This is a genomic window from Bradyrhizobium guangxiense (genome assembly GCF_004114915.1).
GTDB lineage: Bacteria > Pseudomonadota > Alphaproteobacteria > Rhizobiales > Xanthobacteraceae > Bradyrhizobium > Bradyrhizobium guangxiense.
Map to the genome: position 1 here is coordinate 2,514,046 of NZ_CP022219.1, position 20,606 is coordinate 2,534,651.

The following is a 20,606-nucleotide window of genomic DNA, read 5'->3' on the forward strand; positions in this document are numbered from 1 at the left end:
TTCTTCTCCTTTGAATTTTCTGTCGTCATTCCGGGGCGCGCCTCTTGGCGCGAACCCGGAATCGATCGGGCCACAGCGTCGGTGGATCAATGGATTCCGGGCTCCCGACTACGTCGCGCCCCGGAATGACCGTTGTCAGTGATTGTCCCGCGCCACGCCGAACGTGCCGGCGACGTTCTGGTAGCGCGTGGCGAGCTCCATGCAGGCGCCGGTCGATTGCTGGCCGACCGTGTTGCGATAGATCTCCTGCCACGGCGTCTGGTTCGGCGGATGCTTGAAGCCGCCGCTGGCCTTCAGCTCGGCGTGGCGCTTCTTCAGCTCCTCGTCCGAGATCAGGATGTTGGCGCTGCCCTTGTTGAGGTCGATGCGGACCTTGTCGCCGGTCTTGAGGATCGCAAGACCGCCATTGGCGGCGGCTTCCGGCGAGGCGTTCAGGATCGAGGGCGAGCCGGAGGTGCCGGACTGGCGGCCGTCGCCGATGCAGGGCAGGGACAGGATGCCGCGCTTGATCAGCGCCGCCGGCGGCTGCATGTTCACGACCTCGGCGCCGCCGGGGTAGCCGATCGGGCCGGTGCCGCGGATGAACAGCACGCAGCGCTCGTCGATGTCGAGCGAGGGATCGTCGATCCGCTCGTGATAATCCTCCGGCCCCTCGAACACGATGGCGCGGCCCTCGAAGGCATTCGGGTCCTTGGCGTTGCTGAGATAGCGGTCGCGGAATTCCTTCGAGATCACTGAGGTCTTCATGATCGCGGAATCGAACAGATTGCCCTTCAGCACCAGGAAGCCGGCGTCCTTCACCAGCGGCTTGTCGTAGGCCCAGATCACGTCGTTGTCGGGGACCGGGGCGCTCTTGCAGTTCTCGCCGATGCCGCGGCCGTTGACGGTGACGGCGTCTTCATGGATGCGCTTGTGCTTCATCAATTCGCGAACCACGGCCGGCACGCCGCCGGCGCGGTGGAATTCCTCGCCGAGATAGAAGCCGGCCGGCTGCATGTTGACCAGGAGCGGCACGTCGTGGCCGACCTTCTGCCAGTCCTCGATGGTGAGCTCGACCCCGATGTGGCGGGCGAGCGCATTGATGTGGATCGGTGCGTTGGTCGAGCCGCCGATCGCGGAGTTGATCACGATGCAGTTCTCGAACGCCTTGCGGGTGAGGATGTCCGAGGGCTTGAGGTCCTCCCACACCATCTCGACGATGCGTTTTCCGGTCTCGTAGGCGATCTGGCCGCGCTCGCGATAGGGGGCCGGAATCGCCGCGCAGCCCGGCAGCGAGAAGCCGAGCGCTTCGGCGAGGCCGTTCATGGTGGAGGCCGTGCCCATGGTGTTGCAATGGCCGACCGAGGGCGCGGAGGAGGCCACGATCTCCATGAACTCCTCATAGTCGATCTCGCCCGCGGCGAGCCGCTCGCGGGATTTCCAGACGATGGTGCCGGAGCCGGTGCGCTCGCCATTGTGCCAGCCGTTGAGCATCGGACCGCCCGACAGCACGATCGCGGGCAGGTTCACGGTCGCCGCCGCCATCATGCAGGCCGGCGTGGTCTTGTCGCAGCCGGTGGTGAGCACGACGCCGTCGAGCGGGTAGCCGTAGAGGATCTCGACGAGGCCGAGATAGGCGAGGTTGCGGTCGAGCGCCGCGGTCGGGCGCTTGCCGGTCTCCTGGATCGGATGGGTCGGGAATTCCATCGCAATGCCGCCGGCCTCGCGGATGCCCTCGCGGACGCGATGGGCGAGCTCGAGATGGTGGCGGTTGCAGGGCGAGAGGTCGTTGCCGGTCTGCGCGATGCCGATGATCGGCTTGCCGGACTGCAGCTCGGCGCGGGGAAGGCCGTAATTGAGGTAGCGCTCCATGTAGAGCGCGGTCATGCCCGGATTATGCGGGTTGTTGAACCATTCCTGCGAGCGAAGGTGGCGTCGCGTACCGGTGCTGGCGGGGGCGTGCCCATTGGTTGGCTTTTTTGTCATTGGTTTCTCCTGCAATGCAAACGCACTGGCGTTCCGTCCATCTACATCAGTCTTGGGCTGTCGGCTTGTGCAACGCCCAACGGAGCGAACGATGGATCGCTGGCCCGCTGGCGGGGCGTTTCCTCACAAATCCGATACTAGTCGTGGCCACTTGGTAACGCTACCATTTTGTTCGCGGCAGCCGCACCCGAAATGGCTGGCCTGCTGTCCGCATGGCGCGACGACGAGCTTTGCCGCTCGATCACCTTGAATCCGAGATCGAGCACCGGCTGCTCCGGGCGCCGTCCGTCGATCGCCTCGATCAGCATGGCGGCGGCGGTCTTGCCCATCTCGTAACGGTTGGTGCGCACGCTGGTGAGGGTAGGGACGGCGGACGCCATGAATTCGAGGTCGTTGAAGCCGACGATCGCGATCTGGTCGGGGACCGCGATCTCGCGGCGCCGGCATTCGAACAGAACGCCGAGTGCGAGGTCGTCATTGGCACAGAACACCGCGTCGAGATCGGGCTCCCGCGCCAGCAGATCCGTGAAGAGCGCGCCGCCCAGCGTCACCGAGGTCGGCGTCGCGGTCGTGACGACGAGGCGCTGGTCGAACAGTCCGGCGTCCTTCATGGCAGAGACATATCCGTCGAGACGCCGCTGCACACGCGGATCCATGCGCGCCCCGACGAATCCGATTCTGCGGCGGCCCTGTTCGAACAGATGCGCAACCGCTGCGCGGGCTGCATCGTAGTGCGAAAAGCCGATCATCATGTCGACCGGATCGGGACCGATCTCCATGATCTGCACGATCGGGCAGTCGGCGGCCTCCAGCATCGCGCGCGATTCTGCGGTCTGGTCGATGCCGGTGACGATCAGCCCGGCCGGCTTCTGCGCAAGAAACAGGCGCAGCAGCTTCTCTTCCTGGAGAATGCTGTAGCGCGTGTTGGACAGCTGGATCGAGTAGCGGCTGCCTTCGGACGCATCGTAGATGCCGCGCAGCACGTCCGAGAACACGTTGTTGGTGAGAGAGGGGATCAGGACACCGATCACCTCGGTGCGTTGCGAGGCCAGCGCGCGGGCCGCAAGGTTCGGGACATAGCCGAGCTCCTTGGCGGCGCTCTCGACCCGGGTCCGCTTGGCGACCGACAAGGCTTCGGGATTACGGAAGAAGCGGGACGCCGTAATCGGGCTGACGCCGGCAAGCTCGGCGACTTCCGCCAGTCGGATTTTGCCTGACTTGGTGCGTTTTCGACCCATTTGCTGCTCTTAACACAGTCAGTCCCGCAAACAAAGGAACGTTGACAGCGCTACCAGCAACGACTAACCAAAGACAAATTGCCAAAACCGCTCAAACTGCCGACAATGTTGCCCGCTAAGATCGGGCTTCGTTCGGCGAAGTCTGAAAAAACAAGACGGTCGCGGCGCTAGAGGCGTCGTGGACTTTCGAGGAGGGAGCTAGATGTCGTCTGTGCAAATCCGCGACGTGCGGAAATCGTTCGGCAATTTTGAAGTCCTGCACGGCGTGACGATTCCGATCGAAGATGGCCAGTTCGTGGTCCTGGTCGGCCCCTCCGGCTGCGGCAAGTCGACGCTTCTGCGCATGCTCGCCGGTCTTGAGAACATCACTTCCGGCACGATCTCGATCGGCGACCGCGTCGTCAACAATGTCCAGCCGAAGGAGCGGGACATTGCGATGGTATTCCAGAACTACGCGCTCTATCCGCACATGACCGTCGCCGACAATATGGGCTTCTCGCTGAAGCTGCGGAACGCGAGCGCCGACGAGATCAACAAGCGCGTCAAGCGCGCCGCCGAGATCCTCGCGCTGTCGCCGCTGCTCGATCGCTATCCGCGCCAGCTCTCCGGCGGTCAGCGCCAGCGCGTCGCGATGGGCCGCGCCATCGTGCGTGATCCGCAGGTCTTCCTGTTCGACGAGCCCTTGTCGAACCTGGATGCCAAGCTGCGCGTCGCCATGCGCACCGAGATCAAGGAACTGCACCAGCGGCTGAAGACGACGACCGTCTACGTCACTCACGACCAGATCGAGGCCATGACCATGGCCGACAAGATCGTCGTCATGCATGACGGCATCGTCGAGCAGATGGGCACGCCGCTCGAGCTCTATGACAAGCCCGACAACCAGTTCGTCGCCGGCTTCATCGGTTCGCCCGCGATGAACTTCCTGAAGGGGCATGTGCGCGTCAACGGCGTTGCGACCTTTGAAGGGCCGAACGGAGTCAAGCTGCCGCTCAAGACCGCGCCCGTGGCGTCCGACGGCCGTCCCGCGGTCTATGGCGTGCGGCCCGAGCATTTCACCATCGCCGACGACGGCGCCGAGGCCGAGATCATCGTGGTCGAGCCGACCGGCTCGGAGACGCAGGGGTTTGCCAAGGTCGGCGGCGAGCAGGTGGTCGCGGTCTTCCGCGAACGTCACCAGTTCAACCCGGGCGACAAGGTGCGGCTGAAGCCGGACCCGTCACTGGTGCACTTGTTCGACGAGGCTACGGGGAAACGCCTGAACGCGTAGGGCGAAACAAGACTAAGACTAGACAATAAAAAGCATCACAGGGAGGACGACATGAGAGACTTTACCCGCCGGACTCTGCTTCAAGGCGGAACGGCACTGGCTGCAACCGGCATGCTCACCGGGCCGGCACTGTTCGACTTCGCCAAGGCCTGGGCGCAGAGCGCGCCCTGGAAGGCGGAGCCGGGCGCGAAGCTGACCGTGATGCGGTGGAAGCGCTTCGTGCCGGCGGAAGACGATGCGTTCAATGCGATGGTCGCGGCGTTCAAGGCGGCCACCGGCACCGAGATGAACGTGTTCAGCGAGTCCTTTGAGGATGTGCAGCCCAAGGCCTCGGTTGCCGCCAATACCGGCTCCGGCCTCGATCTCGCCTGGGGCTTGCACACGCTGCCGCAGCTGTTCCCCACCAAAGTGCTGAAGATGAACGACGTCGCCGATTATCTCGGCAAGAAGTACGGCGGCTGGACCGATGCGGCCGCCAAGACCTGCAAGCTCGGCAATGACTGGCTCGGCATTCCCGTCGCCACCAACGGCGGTTACATGACCTACCGCAAGTCGGCGCTCGACAAGGCCGGCTTCAAGGAATTCCCGAAGGACTTCCCTGGCTTCCTCGAGATGTGCAAGGCCCTGAAGGCGAACAACACCCCGGCCGGCTTCGCGCTCGGACACGCCTCAGGCGACGGCAATTCGTGGCTGCACTGGGTGCTGTGGGGCCACGGCGCCTACACGGTCGACCAGAACGACAAGATCATCATCAACTCGCCGGAGACGGCGAAGGCGCTGGAATATTGCAAGGCGCTGTACGACAGCTTCATCCCGGGCACGGCGTCCTGGAACGATTCCTCCAACAACAAGGCGTTCCTCGCCGGCGAGCTCTATTGCACCGCGAACGGCATCTCGATCTACGTCGCCGCCAAGACCGATGCGAGCAAGAAGGAGCTCGCCGAGGACACCTATCACGCGCTCTGGCCGGTCGGACCTGTCGGCAAGCCGACCGAGCTGCAGCTTGCGCTGCCGATCCTCGCCTTCAACTTCACCAAATATCCGAACGCGGCGAAGGCCTTCGTCGCCTTCATGCTGGAGAAGGAGAACTACGAGAAGTGGCTGGACGGCGCGCAGGGCTATCTGACGCAGACCTTGAACGCCTATGAATCGGCGCCGATCTGGACGGCCGATCCCAAGAACGCCGTGTTCTCGCAGGCCTCCAAGCGCACGCTGCCGGCCTCGGGTATCGGTACGGTCGGCGAGAAGGCGGCAACTGCGATCGCCGACTTCATCGTCGTCGACATGTTCGCCAATTACTGCACCGGCGCCAAGGATGCGAAGGGCGCTATGGCGGAAGCCGAGCGCCAGCTGAAGCGCATCTATCGCTGACGGTCACGGGGCGGGCGGCCATCCGGCCGCCCGCTCGTCAACATTTCGATCAGGGATATCGGGCATGGCTGATGTCGCAATTCCCCGGGCCAAGCCTCAGATCAGCGAGGACAGCGCCTGGACCCAGCTCAAACACAACCGTAACTGGCTCGGCTTCTGGTTCATGGTTCCGGCCATGGCCTTCCTGATCTTTTTCCTGGCCTATCCGCTGGGGCTCGGGATCTGGCTGTCCTTCACCGATACCCGCATCGGCAGGGTCGGGCACTTCGTCGCCACCGAGAATTATGAGTGGCTGTGGGACGATTCCATCTTCTGGCTGTCGGTGTTCAACACGCTGCTCTACACCTTCGTCGCCAGCGCCCTCAAATTCGCGATCGGGCTCTATCTCGCGCTGCTGCTGAACGAGAACATGCCGTTCAAGGCGATGCTGCGCGCGATGGTCCTGATCCCCTTCATCGTGCCGACGGTGCTCTCGGCACTGGCGTTCTGGTGGATCTTCGACTCGCAATTCTCCATCATCTCCTGGTCGCTGAGGCATCTCGGCCTGATCAACCAGAACATCAACTTCCTCGGCGACACGACCTGGGCCCGCATTTGCGTGATCTTCGCCAACATCTGGCGCGGCGTGCCGTTCGTGGCGATCACGCTGCTGGCAGGCCTGCAGACGGTGTCGCCATCGCTCTATGAGGCTGCAACGCTCGACGGCGCCACGCGCTGGCAGAATTTCCGCTACATCACCTATCCGCTGCTGACGCCGATCATCGCCGTCGTGATGACCTTCTCGGTGCTGTTCACCTTCACCGACTTCCAGCTGATCTGGGCGATGACGCGCGGCGGTCCCGTCAACGCCACCCATCTGATGGCGACGCTGTCCTACCAGCGCGCGATCATCGCCGGGCAGCTCGGCGAGGGCGCGGCGATCTCCAGCGCCATGATCCCGTTCCTGCTCGCCGCGATCATGGTGTCGTGGTTCGGTCTGCAGCGCCGCAAGTGGCAACAGGGGGAAAGCAATGACTGATCCCCGTGCTATCTCGATGTTCTTTGCGCGAACGGGGCAAGCCCCGCGCGCGCTGCCGCAAGTGGCAACAGGGAGGGAGCAATGACTGATCTTCCTGCCTCGAAAGTCGACCTCAAGTCCGTCATATCGGCGCCCGCGCGCGTCGATAACAGCGAGGGCATGAGCTATCTGCAGTCGGTGCCGCGCCGGATCGTGACGCTGTCCCTGCCGCTGACGATCATCGTCGTGGTGCTCCTGTTTCCGTTCTACTGGATGGCGCTGACCTCGGTGAAGCCGGACGAGCAGCTGCTCGATCTCGACAGATACAACCCGTTCTGGACCTGGAATCCGACCTTCAAGCATTTCCACAAGCTGCTGTTCGAGAGCTATTATCCGCACTGGCTCTGGAACACGATGTACGTGGCGATCTGCGCCACGGTGCTCTCGATCATCGCATCGGTGCTCGCGGCCTACGCCATCGTGCGCTTGCGCTACAAGGGCGCCAATCTCGTCGGCGGGCTGATCTTCCTCGCCTATCTGGTGCCGCCGTCGATCCTGTTCATTCCGCTCGCCACCGTCGTGTTTCAGTACGGCCTGTTCGACTCGCCGCTGGCGCTGATCCTGACCTATCCGACCATCCTGATCCCGTTCTCGACCTGGCTGTTGATGGGTTATTTCAAGACCATCCCGTTCGAGCTCGAGGAATGCGCGCTGATCGACGGCGCGAGCCGCTGGCAGATCCTGATCAAGATCGTGCTGCCGCTGGCAATTCCCGGCCTGATCTCGGCCTTCATCTTCTGCTTCACGCTGTGCTGGAACGAGTTCATCTACGCCTTGACCTTCCTGCAATCGACCAGCAACAAGACGGTGCCGGTCGCGATCGTCAACGAATTCGTGGATGGTGACATCTACCGCTGGGGGTCGCTGATGGCGGGAGCCCTGGCCGGCTCGCTGCCGCTCGTCATCCTTTACGCCTTCTTCGTGGAGCATTATGTGTCGGCAATGACCGGCGCCGTGAAGGAGTGATCGCGGGGCTTGCCGAGGGCGCGTCAGGAGCGGCGCGCTTCGGCCAATAAAATAAGGAGTTGAGCTCTTGCACATTCTGGTTCTCGGCGCCGCCGGCATGGTCGGCCGCAAACTCTGTGAACGGCTGCTGCGCGACGGCCGGCTCGGCAAGAGCGACATCACCAAACTGACCATGCATGACGTGGTCGAGCCGAAGAAGCCGGAGAAGGCCGGTTTCCCGGTCGAGACGGTGTCGGGCGATTTCGCGATCCCCGGCGCGGCCGAGAAGCTGATCGCCGGCCGCCCCGACGTGATCTTCCATCTGGCTGCGATCGTCTCGGGCGAAGCCGAGCTCGATTTCGACAAGGGCTACCGCATCAATCTCGACGGCACGCGGATGCTGCTCGACGCGATCAGGCTGGTCGGCGGCGGCTACAAGCCGCGCGTGGTGTTCACGTCCTCGATCGCAGTGTTCGGTGCGCCGTTCCCGGATGCGATCGGCGATGAGTTCTTCCATACCCCGCTGCTCAGCTACGGCACCCAGAAGGCCATCGGCGAGCTGCTGCTCGCCGACTATTCCCGCCGCGGCTTCCTCGATGGCATCGGCATCCGCCTGCCGACCATCTGCATCCGGCCCGGCCTGCCCAACAAGGCGGCATCGGGCTTTTTCTCCAACATCCTGCGCGAGCCGCTCGCCGGCAAGGAAGCGATCCTGCCGGTGTCCGAGGACGTCCGCCACTGGCACGCCACGCCGCGCTCCGCAGTCGGCTTCCTGCTCCATGCCGGCACCATGGACCTTGCCGCGGTCGGTCCGCGCCGCAACCTGACCATGCCGGGCCTGTCGGCGACCGTCGGCGAGCAAATCGCCGCGTTGAAGCAGGTTGCCGGCGACAAGGTCGCCGCGCGCATCAAGCGGGAGCCCGATCCCTTCATCGTCGGCATCGTCGGCGGCTGGCCGCGCAATTTCGACGCCAAGCGGTCGCGCGAGCTCGGCTTCACCACCGCCGAGAAGACCTTCGACGACATCATCCGCATTCACATCGAAGACGAGCTCGGCGGCAATTTCGTCGCCTGATCCCTGACTGAGCGGGCCCTGGTGATGGCGAGCGTTGCTTGCATCGGCGAATGCATGGTCGAGCTTCGGCAGGCGCAAGGTGGCGCGTCTGCCGGGCAGGGCGGCGGGCTGTACTCGCGCGGCTTCGGCGGCGATACCCTCAACACCGCCGTCTACCTGGCGCGGCTCGAGATCAAGGTCGACTATCTCACCGCGCTCGGTGACGATGCGCTGAGCGATGAGATGATCGCCGCCTGGAACGCGGAGAACGTCGGCACGCGGCGCGTCGTGCGGCTCGCGGGCAAGCTGCCCGGCCTCTACATGATCCAGCTAGATGCCAAGGGCGAGCGCCAGTTCTTTCACTGGCGCGACAGCGCGGCGGCACGGCAGCTGATGAATTTGCCGGAGACCGACGAGCTGCTCAATTCGCTGACGAGCTACGACATTGTCTATCTCTCCGCGATCACGCTCTCGATCTACGATGCTTCGGGGCGCGATCGCCTGTTCGCGGCGATCAAGCGCGCGCGCCTGCTCGGCACCCGCTTCGTGTTCGACACCAATTTTCGCGCCCGCGGATGGCCGGACCGCGACGTCGCGCGCGAGGTGTTTGCCGCGGCGTTCGCAGCCGCCGACATCGTGCTGACTTCGACCGAGGATCTGCTCGCGCTCTATCCCGGCGAGAGCAACGAGCAGCTGATGTCGCGCATCCCGACGCCGGAGCTGGTGTTCCGCCTCGCCGAGCCCGTCAGCCTGCTGCGCTTTCCCGGGGCTACCCACGAGGTCCGCGCCGAGCCCATGACCAGGCCTGTGGTGGACACCACGGCGGCCGGCGACAGCTTTGCCGCGGCCTACATGGCCGCCCGGCTGGCCGGTTCCGATCCGGCCGAAGCCGCCCAGGCCGGGCATCGCCTCGCCAGCGTCGTGATCTGCTATCCCGGCGCCATCATTCCGGGCTATGCCATGCCGCCGAAGAAACGGCCCCGGCCGCCCGCCTCTCGCCGGGCCACCAAGTAAACGCGACCAACTCAACGCGACCAACTGAATCGAGCCCTATGACCACGACCGCCCAACAGAATCACCTCGCCGCGCTGTTCAAGGCCGCGACCGTCATTCCCGTTCTCACCATCGAGCGGATCCAGGACGCCGTGCCGCTGGCGCGCGCGCTGGTCGCCGGTGGCGTCCGCACGCTGGAGGTGACCCTGCGCACCCCCGTCGCGATCGAGGCGGCGAGGGCGATGATGGCCGAGGTGCCCGAGGCGGTCGTCGGCATCGGCACGATCCTCAATCCGGCCGATTTCACCCGGGTCGAGAAGCTCGGCGTCGCCTTCGGCATCAGCCCCGGCCTGACCCCCGATCTCCTCAAGGCCGCAGCCCACAGCTCCTTGCCGTTCGCGCCGGGCATCGCCACGGCCTCCGAGCTGATGCTGGCGCTGGCCCACGGCTTCGACGTCGCAAAGTTCTTCCCGGCCGAGCAGGCCGGCGGCATCAAGGGCCTGCGCGCCCTCGCTGGCCCGTTCCCGAACGTACGGTTCTGCCCGACCGGCGGCATCAGCGAGGCCAATGCGGCGAGCTGGCTCGCCGAACCCAACGTGGTCGCAGTCGGCGGGTCCTGGCTGTGCCCGGCGGCGGAGATCCGGGCCGGGAACTGGGCTGGCATAACTGCCATCTGCCAGCGCACCCTCAAGGCCCTGAAAGCCGCGTGAAGTCTTGCTATCCCTGGGCTAAGATTTAGCTCAGGTGAGAAATCCCAGGGAGAAAAGACCATGACCGCCAGCATCGTCGGATGGGCGCATACGCCGTTCGGCAAGTTCGACACCGAAACCGTCGAAAGCCTCGTCACCGGCGTCGCCAATGAGGCGCTGGCGGATGCCGGCATTTCGGCCTCCGACGTCGACGAGATCGTGCTCGGCCATTTCAATGCCGGCTTCTCACCGCAGGATTTTACCGCCTCGCTGGTGCTCCAGGCCGACCCGAAGCTGCGCTTCAAGCCGGCGACCCGCGTCGAGAACGCCTGCGCCACGGGCTCTGCTGCCGTGCACCAGGGCCTGCGCGCGATTGCCGCAGGCGCCGCCAAGATCGTGCTGGTCGTCGGCGTCGAGCAGATGACCCGCACACCCAGCGCGGAGATCGGCAAGAACCTGCTCAAGGCGTCCTACCTGCCCGAGGACGGCGACACCGCCGGCGGCTTCGCCGGGGGGTTTGGCAAGATCGCCAGTTCCTACTTCCAGAAATACGGCGACCAGTCCGATGCGCTGGCGCTGATCGCGGCCAAGAACCACAAGAACGGCGTCGCCAATCCCTTCGCCCAGATGCGCAAGGATTTCGGCTTCGACTTCTGCCGCGCCGAGAGCGAGAAGAACCCTTACGTCGCCGGTCCCTTGAAGCGGACCGACTGCTCGCTGGTCTCCGACGGCGCCGCTGCGCTGATCTTGGCCGACGCCGAGACCGCCAAGGCCATGAGCAAGTCGATCGGCTTCCGCGCCACCGCGCACGCCCAGGACTTCCTGCCGATGTCCAAGCGCGACATCCTCCAGTTCGAGGGCTGCACGGTTGCCTGGCAGCGCGCGCTGGAGAAGGCCGGGATCACGCTTTCCGATCTCTCCTTCGTCGAGACCCATGACTGCTTCACGGTCGCCGAGCTGATCGAGTACGAAGCGATGGGCCTGACACCGAAGGGGCAGGGCGCCCGCGCCATCAAGGAAGGCTGGACGCTCAAGGACGGCAAGCTGCCGGTCAATCCGTCCGGCGGCCTCAAGGCCAAGGGCCATCCGATCGGCGCCACCGGCGTTTCCATGCACGTGATGACGGCGATGCAGCTCGCGGGCCAGGCGCCCGAGGGCATGCAGCTCAAGAATGCCAAGCTCGGCGGCATCTTCAACATGGGCGGTGCTGCAGTCGCGAACTACGTCTCGGTGCTCGAGCCGCTGAAGTAGGTCGGTTCCTTGGGTGGGCACGGGCGCCGTGCCCACTTCTTTGCGTTAAATCATGGTGGGCCGCTCTCGGGCCCGCCTTAATGCTCCTGATTGGTTTGCAGGGAATGCATCATGAGCACTGACTACGAAGACTCGCTGTCGATGGACGCACTCAACGATCGGATCGCGATCCTCGAGGACAACATCCGCCAGCTCATCGAGCAGGCCGCGGCTGCCTCGGGCGAGCAGAACGAGTCGCGTATCGCCGACCGGATCAGCCAGCAGAACGAAGAGCTCGACCGGCTCCTCAAGATCCGCGAATCCCGCCAGAAGAAATAGCGCCCGATTTAACCGCGCGGCGCATGCGGCCATACGCCGGCCGCCCTTGCGCGCACGGCGTCACTGCCTTTAGCTGACCGAAATCGCGGGGTCGCGCCTTGAGCCCTCGCGCAATCGGGAGCGAACGATGGGGCCGCTGAAGGGCATCAAGGTCGTCGACATGACCACCGTGCTGATGGGCCCCTATGCGACCCAGATGCTCGGGGACTACGGCGCCGACGTCATCAAGGTGGAATCGCTCGACGGCGACGTCACCCGCCTGATCGGCCCGATGCGTCACGCCGGCATGGGTCCGGTGTTCCTCAACACCAACCGCAGCAAGCGCTCGATCTGTCTCGATCTGAAGAAGCCGGCCGGACGCGAGGCCGTGCTGCGGCTTCTGAAGGATGCCGACGTCCTCGTCTACAACGTCCGTCCGCAGGCCATGGCGCGGCTCCAGCTCGGCTACGACGTCGTCTCCGCGATCAACCCGCGCCTTATCTACGCCGGCGTGTTCGGCTTCGGCCAGGACGGGCCCTATGCGGCAAAGCCCGCCTATGACGACTTGATCCAGGGCGCCACGGCCTTGCCGGCCTTGATGGCGCAGACCGGCGATGGCGTGCCGCGCTACGTGCCGAATGCGCTGGTCGACCGCATCGTCGGTCTCACCGCCGTCGGCGCGATCTGCGCCAGCCTCGTGCACCGCGACCGCACCGGTCGCGGCCAGCGCGTCGATATCCCGATGTTCGAGACCATGGCCGGTTTCGTCATGGGTGATCACATGGGCGGGCTGACCTATGAGCCGCCGCTCGACAAGGGCGGCTATGCCCGCCACCTCTCGCGCGATCGCCGTCCTTACAAGACCTCGGACGGCTATCTCAGCGTCATCGTCTACAACGACAAGCAGTGGGAGAATTTCTTCAAGGCGACAGGCCGCGACGACCTGCGCGCCGATCCCAAATTCGCAACCTTCGCCGGCCGCGCTGCCAATATCGACGTCGTCTATGCCGAGCTCGCGCGCATCTTCGAGACGCGCACCACCGCCGAATGGATTGACTTGCTGACCAAGGCGGACGTGCCCGTGATGCCGATGCACGACCTTGCCTCGATCCTGCACGACGAGCATCTGGAAGCGACCGGGTTCTTCCCGGTCGTGACTCATCCGACCGAAGGTCCAATCCGCAGCATGAAAGTGACGGCGACCTGGTCGGAGACCGAAGCCGAGCCGGTGCGCCTGGCGCCGCGGCTCAACCAGCACGGCGCGGAGATTCTTCGCGAGATCGGCTACTCGGCCGACGAAATTGACGCCATGGTCCGTGACGGCGTCACGCGCGCAGCGCTGGCGTAGGGAATGGCGATGTCTATCTCATCCGTCATTCCGGGGCGCGCCCACTTGGGCGCGAACCCGGAATCCATTTATCCTCCGCACATGCCGCTCGATGGATTCCGGGTTCAGCCCGTCGGGCTGCCCCGGAATGACGGTGGAGAAATGGCACCATGAGCTTCATCACCGGCGTCGGCCTCACATCGTTCGGCAAGCATGAAGGCTCATCCTCGCTCGACCTGATGAGTAAGGCCGCGCAAGCCGCGCTCGACGATGCCGGCCTGACGCGGAGCGAGATCGACGGCATTCTCTGCGGTTATTCCACCGTCTCGCCTCACATCATGCTGGCGACCGTCTTCGCCGAGCATTTCGGCATCCGCCCGTCTTATGCGCACGCCGTGCAGGTCGGCGGCGCCACGGGGCTTGCGATGACGATGCTGGCGCATCATCTTGTCACGTCGGGCGTTGCGCGCAACGTGCTCGTCGTTGCCGGCGAGAACCGCCTCACCGGGCAGAGCCGCGATGCCTCGATCCAGGCGCTGGCGCAGGTCGGCCATCCCGATTACGAGGTGCCGCTGGGACCGACCATTCCCGCCTATTACGGCCTCGTCGCCACGCGCTACATGCACGAATACGGCGTGACCGAGCAGGACCTCGCGGAGTTCGCGGTGCTGATGCGCGCGCACGCCTGCACCCATCCCGGTGCGCAATTTCACGATCCCATCACGGTCGCCGACGTCATGGCCTCGAAGCCGGTGGCGATGCCGCTCAAGCTGCTCGACTGCTGCCCGGTGTCCGACGGCGGCGCGGCCTTCGTGATCAGCCGCGAGCGGACGGGGGAGACGGGCGTGCGTATCCGCGGCTGCGCCCAGGCGCACACCCATCAGCATGTCACGGCAGCGCCGGCACTGAGCGAACTCGGCGCCGAGATTTCGATTGCGCGTGCCAAGCAGACGACGGGCCTTGCGATCTCCGACGTGCGCTATGCCGCGATCTACGACAGCTTCACGATCACGCTCGCGATGCTGCTGGAAGACCTCGGCCTTGCCGGCCGCGGCGAAGCCGCTGCGCGGGTTCGCGCCGGCCATTTCGGCCGCGACGGCGCGATGCCACTGAACACCCATGGCGGCCTGCTCAGCTACGGCCATTGCGGCGTCGGCGGCGCCATGGCGCATCTGGTCGAGGCGCATTTGCAGATGACGGGGCGAGCGGCTAACCGCCAGGTGCGCGATGCCTCGATCGCTCTGCTGCATGGCGACGGCGGCGTGCTGTCGTCCCACGTCAGCATGTTCCTGGAGCAAGTGCGATGAGCGGGCGTCTGGCAGACTGGACCAAGGGCGAAGAGGCCATCACTTACCAGACCTGCGGCTCATGCGGCCATGTGCAGTATTTTCACCGCGCCTTCTGCGCGGCTTGCGGCGAATCGAATCCGCGCGAGCTGCGTGCCAGCGGCAAGGGCAGGGTCTACGCGACCTCACTGGTCTGCCGCGCCGCCACCCCCGAGACGCGTGTGCACGTACCCTACAACATCCTGCTGGTCGATTGCGCTGAGGGCTTTCGCATGATGGCGCACGGCGAGAACGATCTCGCCATCGGCGATTCGGTGATCGCGAGTTTCAAGCCGTTCGCCGGCAAGATCGTGCCGTTCTTTGCCAAGGCCAAGTAGCGGGACGCGAACGTCGCCCGGATGAAGCGAAACGAAATTCGGGATTCTCCTGGTGCGGCTCTATCCCGGATTGCGCTTTGCTTCATCCGGGCTACGGCAACCGAGGAGGGGTATCCGTCATTCGGGGGCGGTCGTAGGACCGAGCCTGGAACGGGATTCTGGGCCTGGCCTGTGCGAGGGCCACCCCGGAATGACGAAAACGCTGAAACTCGAACTCGAACTAACGCCCGTAGAACAAGATGCTGGCGATGACGAGCATCGCCGTCACCGCCAGCATATGCGCGAGCGCTCCCGAGGCTGCCCCCTTGGTGGCTTCCTTCATGCCTTTTTCTCCCTAGACCTGGGCGTGACTCATCGTTGTGCGGCTAGCGCACCCGACGGCCAATTGTTTTACTCGGAACACCCCATTGCGAGTACTCACCGCGATTTGTCCCCACGCGGCGAATATCGACTGTCTCAGGGTCGATCAGCAATGCGGCGGCAATTTGACTCGATAATGTTGCTCCTGCGTCCAGCCGCGAATAGAGTCTTTGGGAACTTTCGCCGGTGGCGACAAAAAGCATCAAAAGCTCAGGGAAAACTTCAGGAAAATCATGGCCCGCATTCAGTACAGCGACCCGTCCAAGGCATCCGACCGCACCCGCGAAATTCTCGACAAGAACCGCAACGCCAACATCTTCCGCATGATGGCGCACTCGCCGAGCTATTTCGAGCAGTACTGCCGCTTGGGGGGCGCGATCCGCCACAAGGGCGAGCTCGATCCGATCGTGCGCGAGCTCGCGATCACCCGCACCGGCATCTTGTGCGAGGCGCCGTACGAGATCGTCGCGCACAAGCGGATCGGCAAGAATGTCGGCGTCACCGACGAACAGAACGAGTCGCTCGAGAACTGGCAGGCTGCGACTTGCTTCAATGACGTGCAGCGCGCCGCACTCGCCTTCACCGACGAGATCGTCAAGCTGAAGAAGCCGACGGAAGCGACCTTCAAGGCGATCGCGTCGAAGCTGACGCCGGCCGCGTTGGTCGAGTTGCAGCTCTCGGTCGGCTTCTACATCATGACCTCGAAATTCCTGGAGACCTTCGAGATCGATCTTCAGCCCGTCACCGAAGTGGTGGGCTGAACCGACCCAAGCGCGAGGGATGCCGATGACGATCGATGAATATGCGGCCTGGGCCGCAACCATTGCCAAAGTCGATGAGCATCCGACCAACGAGCGGCTGTCCTATCTCGGTCTCGGCCTTGCCGGTGAGGCGGGCGAAGTCGCCGAGCACATCAAGAAGCTCTTGCGCGACGATTGGCTCGACAAGGCGGGTCTCGTCGAAGAGCTCGGCGATGTCGTCTACTACTGGGCCTGCCTGTGCGCCGCCACCGGCCAGCAGCCATCCGCGCTGCTCGATGCCAGTGCCGCTAAGATCAAGCGACGCATCAGCGAAGCGGCGAGCCGCTGAGCGGGGTATGCGCCGCGAGCGCTGTTTTGTTCACCTCTCCCTACGGGAGAGGTGAAGCGGGCCGCGCGGCTCAGGTCGACGTCAGAATATCGACCTTGGCATTGGCCACGATCAGGCGGTCTGCCAGCAGCTTTGCGAGGTTGCGCATGATGCGCTCGCTGGCGTGCGGATGCTGTCGGCGGAATCGTTCGAAATCTCTCAGCGCGACCTCGAACGCCGTCGCGGCCATGTCGGCGAAGACATCGGCCGAGCGCGTCGGCTCCAGCAGGGCCATCTCGCCGAACGCCATGCCGGCGGTCAGCGTTGCCAGGCGGATGCCGTCGCGAAGCGTGACGTGCACCGCGCCGCTGCGCAGGAAGAACAGGGAATCGGCGGGATCGCCCGTGGCGAGGATCTTGGCGCCGGATTGATAGGTGCGGATGGTGCAGATCGAGGCGAGATCCGTCAGCTCGCCCTCATTGAGGCCCTCGAGCAGCGGCTGCTCGGCGAGTTCGGTGGTCTCGTGGAAGTCGATCGAGCCGCCATAGCGGTAGACGATCTGGTCTTCGGCCCATTCGATCGCGGTGTCGAGCAAATAGAAGTCGCGGACGTTCTTCAGCTCGGCCGTCCATTCCCGAAGGGAATCCCACTCCCTGGATGCGCGCCTGACGCCAGACAGCACCACCGTGACATTCAGCGCGGCGAGCTCCTCGAAGGCTTCGGCCGCGAGCCGCGCCCCGGCGCGCGTGGTCGAGGTCACGCGGTGGAGGTCGAAGATCACGAATTGCGGACGGGGCCGGCCCGCGAGCCGGCGCGAGACGTAGTCGACGGCGGAGAGCGACAGCGTGCCGACCAGCTCGATGATTCTCACCTCCTGCTCATGCGCCGCCAAAATCTCCCGCTCCTGCGGCCGTCGCAAGCGGCGTGACGGGCTCTTGCCGATGTCGTAGTCGGCAATGACGGCGTTGCGGGCATCGTCGCTGCGGTTGAGCATGTGCAGATCGTAATGCGAGGACAGCGCCTCGCAGACCTTGATGCCGCGCACGCTGTTGCCGTGCTTGTCGAGCTTGGGCGAATAGCTGCCGAGCCCGAGGCGGGCAGGGAGCGCCGCCAGGATGCCACCGCCGACGCCGCTCTTGGCGGGGATGCCGATGCGGTAGATCCATTCGCCGGCATAGTCGTACATGCCCGACGAGGTCATCACCGAGAGGGTGCGCGAGATCGCGTACGCGCTCAGCACCTGCTCGCCCGTGACCGGGTTGATGCCGCGATTGGCGAGCGTTGCCGCCATCACCGCGATGTCGCGCGCCGTCACCAGCACGGCGCATTGCCTGAAATAGACGTCGAGCACGCCGGCGACGTTGTCCGAGATCACCGCGTTGGTCTTCAGGAGATAGCCGATGGCGCGATTGCGGTCGCCGGTCTGGCTTTCCGAGGCGTAGACGGCCTCGTCCACATCGAGCTCGCGGCCGGCAAAACGGCCGAGTGCGTGGCGGATCTGCTCGAAGGCATCGGAGCCCTTGTTGTCGTAGATCAGCCCGGTGCAGGCGATCGCGCCGGCATTGACCATCGGATTGAACGGGTGGTTCTCGGAATTCAGCCGGATCGAGTTGAAGGGATCACCCGAGGGCTCGACGCCGATCGCGCTCTCGACCCTGCCGGCGCCGAGCAGATCCAGCGCCAGCGCGAACACGAACGGCTTCGACATCGACTGGATGGTGAAGGGCACCCTGGAGTCGCCGACTTCATAGACATGGCCGTCCAGGGTTGCGAGGCTGATGCCGAAATAGGCTGGGTCGGCCTTGCTCAGCTCCGGAATGTAGTCGGCAACGCTGCCCGAGGTTTCGGCAGAGAATTCATTGAGGCAATTGTCCAGAAACCGCAGCAAGGGCGGCTTCGAGCGGGTCCAGGCGGAGGCGAGAGGCGAGAGCGGTTTCATCGCCTCATTTGTGCAACGCAATCAGGGTACGCGCAACCCGTTCGGCATGAGCGACTGCCGCCTCACCAGCAAGAGTGCGATCAAAAGCGTGGGCAGCAGGATGGCGAGCCCGAGCAGCGTGACCTGCATCTGTGACAGCGGCATGATCCCGCCGCCGGGTGTCGCGACCACGAAGCCGCCGATCACCAGCAGCACGCGGATCGGCCATTCCAGGCTCCCTGTGCCGCGGAGATCGCCGACGAAGGGTTGATAGCCCTGAATGCCGCCGCAGATGAACAGCGTGCCGAACGCAGCGAGGCCCATCAGGCCGAGACCGGCCAGATACGGGCTTGGTCCTTGCAGCACCAGCGCCGGATTGAGCACGAAGAAGAACGGCAGAAAATAGATGATGCTGCCGACCCACATCGATTCCCAACCGGTCTTCATCGCCGGCGAGCCGGCGATGCCTGCGGCGGCGAAGGAGGCGATCGCGACCGGCGGGGGGATCGACGACAGCATGCCCCAGTAGAAGATGAACATGTGCACCGCCATGCGATTGAGCCCGAGCTTTTCCAGCGCGGGCGCGACCAGGATGGCGAGGAAGATGTAGCAGGCCGTCGTCGTCAGCCCGAGGCCGAGGATCAGGCTGGTGAGGGCGCACATGCCGAGCAGCAGGAAGGCATTGTCGCCGGCAATGTGCAGCAAGTCGTTGGCAAGGCTCGAGACCACGCCGGTCATCGAGAATGCGCCGATCAAGAGGCCGCAACCGGCGAGGATGCCGACGAGCTCGACGAAGGTCCGGCCATTGACCTCGAGGAACCTGCCGATGGTCGCAAGCGTCCAGCGCGTGTCCTTGGAGAACAATTGGTTAAGCACCAGCAGCAGCGCGGTGGCATAGAACGGCGCGTGGCTCTCCCGCTTGAAGTAGAGCAGCATCACGATCAGAAGCGCGATGACGAAGACGTAGTACCAGCCGTCCTTGATCGTATCCATGATGCGCGGCAGCTCGGCGCGCGGAATGCCCTTCAGCCCGTGGCGCGCGGCATAGGCATCGACCTGCATGAAGAGGCCGACGTAGTAGAGCACGGCCGGAATGATCGCGGCGACGGCGACGTCGGCATAGCTGACATTGAGGAATTGCGCGATCACGAAGGCGGTCGCGCCCATCACCGGCGGCGCCAGCACCGCCCCCGTCGAAGCGCAGGCCTCGATCGCGCCGGCATAGGAGGCGCGGAAGCCGCTCTTCTTCATCACGGGGATGGTCATGGTGCCGGCGGTCAGCACGTTGGAGATGATCGAGCCCGACATCATGCCAAGCAGGCCGCTGGCGAAGATGCAGACCTTGGCAGCACCGCCGCGGAAGGTGCCGCACAGCGCGAAGGCGAGATTGATGAAGAACTTTCCGGCGCCGGTCATCATCAGCGCGGTGCCGAACACGAGAAAGCCGATCACGGTGTCGGCGAAGGCCTGGATGGGAATGCCGAGCAGGCTCTCGCCGGAGAGCACGTGATAGGCAGTCGCCTGCTCCAGCGTCGATTGCGTGCCGCGGAACGGACCTAACCAGCCGGCCTCCGCGAACAGCGGATAGACGGTGAAGGGCAGCACGCTGAAGAGCAGGCTCCAGCCGCCGGTGCGGCGCAGCGCTTCCATGAGCATCACCCACATCACGAGGCCTGCGGCGATCACGCTGTTCGGCGCGCCGCCGAATTCCCAACCGGCTTCCGCCGCCCTGCGCACATTGGACATCAGCATGAGCGCCGCCGCGAAGGTCACGACGAAGAAGACGAGGTCATACCAGGGGATGCGGTCGAGCGGCGCGCGCTCCGTGCCCGGAAAGATCAGGAACGTGAACGGCAGCATCAAGGCGATCAGGAGATAGAAGTACTCCGTGTTGAGCTGGGTGTAGCCGACGAAGAAGCGCAGTGAGAATTGCTGGTTGATGCACAGCAGGATGGTCGCCGCGGTCGCGGCCACCAGCATCCAGCGCCAGGCGCCGCGGAGCGCACGCACGCGCGTGACCTCCGCTTCCTGCATGTTGCCGGCGGGACCGTGCGGGTCGTCGAACACGACCCGCTTGGGCTCGTCTTGCGGGGCGGCGGAGGTGGAAGCAGCAGACATCATCGATCCCGCGCGTGGGCTG

Annotated in this window: 19 protein-coding genes; 14 read left to right on the plus strand and 5 right to left on the minus strand. The window is 64.6% G+C overall.

Features of this window, described 5'->3' with window-relative positions; genetic code table 11:
• Nucleotides 1-135: 135 nt before the first annotated feature.
• Together X268_RS11740 and gntR are read right to left on the minus strand one after the other, a co-directional pair.
• Nucleotides 136-1,965 carry an IlvD/Edd family dehydratase gene (locus X268_RS11740; RefSeq protein WP_128925100.1) on the minus strand — a complete coding sequence of 610 codons (1,830 nt, stop codon included), beginning with the start codon at nt 1,963-1,965 and terminating at the stop codon, nt 136-138.
• A 137-nt stretch (nt 1,966-2,102) separates the two neighbouring features.
• Nucleotides 2,103-3,203, minus strand: coding sequence for an HTH-type transcriptional regulator GntR (gene gntR, locus X268_RS11745; RefSeq protein ID WP_128925101.1), 1,101 nt, complete (start codon nt 3,201-3,203; stop codon nt 2,103-2,105).
• 202 nt (nt 3,204-3,405) lie between these two features.
• Here gntR and X268_RS11750 point away from each other — a divergent pair, with 202 nt between their 5' ends.
• The 12 genes from X268_RS11750 (at nt 3,406) to X268_RS11805 (ending at nt 15,120) form a co-directional block, all read left to right on the plus strand.
• Nucleotides 3,406-4,473 (plus strand): ABC transporter ATP-binding protein, encoded by a 1,068-nt coding sequence (locus X268_RS11750; RefSeq protein ID WP_128925102.1) that lies wholly within the window; start codon nt 3,406-3,408, stop codon nt 4,471-4,473.
• Between the two features lie 51 nt (nt 4,474-4,524).
• Nucleotides 4,525-5,844, plus strand: a complete 1,320-nt coding sequence (locus tag X268_RS11755; protein WP_128925103.1) for an ABC transporter substrate-binding protein — start codon at nt 4,525-4,527, stop codon at nt 5,842-5,844.
• A 64-nt stretch (nt 5,845-5,908) separates the two neighbouring features.
• A complete protein-coding gene (locus X268_RS11760; RefSeq protein ID WP_128925104.1) occupies nt 5,909-6,862 on the plus strand; it encodes a carbohydrate ABC transporter permease in 954 nt (317 codons plus the stop codon).
• A gap of 81 nt (nt 6,863-6,943) precedes the next feature.
• Nucleotides 6,944-7,867: a carbohydrate ABC transporter permease gene (locus tag X268_RS11765; RefSeq protein ID WP_128925105.1), complete on the plus strand. Its 924-nt coding sequence runs from the start codon at nt 6,944-6,946 to the stop codon at nt 7,865-7,867.
• A gap of 67 nt (nt 7,868-7,934) precedes the next feature.
• The gene (gene denD / locus X268_RS11770) at nt 7,935-8,921 is read left to right on the plus strand and encodes a D-erythronate dehydrogenase (RefSeq protein WP_128925106.1); all 987 of its coding nucleotides are present in this window, start codon (nt 7,935-7,937) and stop codon (nt 8,919-8,921) included.
• Between the two features lie 24 nt (nt 8,922-8,945).
• On the plus strand, nt 8,946-9,914 hold the full coding sequence (locus tag X268_RS11775) for a sugar kinase (RefSeq protein ID WP_128925107.1): 969 nt from the start codon (nt 8,946-8,948) through the stop codon (nt 9,912-9,914).
• Nucleotides 9,915-9,952: 38 nt separating this feature from the next.
• Nucleotides 9,953-10,603: a bifunctional 4-hydroxy-2-oxoglutarate aldolase/2-dehydro-3-deoxy-phosphogluconate aldolase gene (eda, locus tag X268_RS11780; protein ID WP_128925108.1), complete on the plus strand. Its 651-nt coding sequence runs from the start codon at nt 9,953-9,955 to the stop codon at nt 10,601-10,603.
• 60 nt (nt 10,604-10,663) lie between these two features.
• A complete protein-coding gene (locus X268_RS11785) occupies nt 10,664-11,833 on the plus strand; it encodes an acetyl-CoA acetyltransferase (protein WP_128925109.1) in 1,170 nt (389 codons plus the stop codon).
• Between the two features lie 111 nt (nt 11,834-11,944).
• Nucleotides 11,945-12,151: a hypothetical protein gene (locus X268_RS11790; RefSeq protein WP_035674530.1), complete on the plus strand. Its 207-nt coding sequence runs from the start codon at nt 11,945-11,947 to the stop codon at nt 12,149-12,151.
• Nucleotides 12,152-12,278: 127 nt separating this feature from the next.
• Nucleotides 12,279-13,478 (plus strand): CaiB/BaiF CoA transferase family protein, encoded by a 1,200-nt coding sequence (locus tag X268_RS11795; protein ID WP_128925110.1) that lies wholly within the window; start codon nt 12,279-12,281, stop codon nt 13,476-13,478.
• A gap of 149 nt (nt 13,479-13,627) precedes the next feature.
• Nucleotides 13,628-14,764 carry a thiolase family protein gene (locus X268_RS11800; protein WP_128925111.1) on the plus strand — a complete coding sequence of 379 codons (1,137 nt, stop codon included), beginning with the start codon at nt 13,628-13,630 and terminating at the stop codon, nt 14,762-14,764.
• Nucleotides 14,761-15,120, plus strand: coding sequence for a Zn-ribbon domain-containing OB-fold protein (locus tag X268_RS11805; RefSeq protein ID WP_128925112.1), 360 nt, complete (start codon nt 14,761-14,763; stop codon nt 15,118-15,120). The genes X268_RS11800 and X268_RS11805 overlap by 4 nt, the downstream gene beginning before the upstream one ends.
• Before the next feature lie 365 nt (nt 15,121-15,485).
• On the opposite strand, the gene X268_RS11810 is transcribed toward X268_RS11805, so the two are convergent.
• Complete coding sequence (locus tag X268_RS11810; RefSeq protein WP_128925113.1) at nt 15,486-15,683, minus strand: hypothetical protein; 198 nt, start codon at nt 15,681-15,683, stop codon at nt 15,486-15,488.
• A gap of 30 nt (nt 15,684-15,713) precedes the next feature.
• Between X268_RS11810 and X268_RS11815 the strand changes: the two genes are divergently transcribed.
• On the plus strand, nt 15,714-16,241 hold the full coding sequence (locus X268_RS11815) for a carboxymuconolactone decarboxylase family protein (protein WP_128925114.1): 528 nt from the start codon (nt 15,714-15,716) through the stop codon (nt 16,239-16,241).
• Between the two features lie 25 nt (nt 16,242-16,266).
• On the plus strand, nt 16,267-16,569 hold the full coding sequence (locus X268_RS11820) for a nucleoside triphosphate pyrophosphohydrolase family protein (RefSeq protein WP_164937677.1): 303 nt from the start codon (nt 16,267-16,269) through the stop codon (nt 16,567-16,569).
• A gap of 70 nt (nt 16,570-16,639) precedes the next feature.
• On the opposite strand, the gene glsA is transcribed toward X268_RS11820, so the two are convergent.
• Nucleotides 16,640-18,487, minus strand: coding sequence for a glutaminase A (gene glsA, locus X268_RS11825; RefSeq protein WP_128925116.1), 1,848 nt, complete (start codon nt 18,485-18,487; stop codon nt 16,640-16,642).
• 21 nt (nt 18,488-18,508) lie between these two features.
• Nucleotides 18,509-20,584, minus strand: a complete 2,076-nt coding sequence (locus X268_RS11830) for a TRAP transporter permease (RefSeq protein WP_128925117.1) — start codon at nt 20,582-20,584, stop codon at nt 18,509-18,511.
• Nucleotides 20,585-20,606 lie beyond the last annotated feature (22 nt).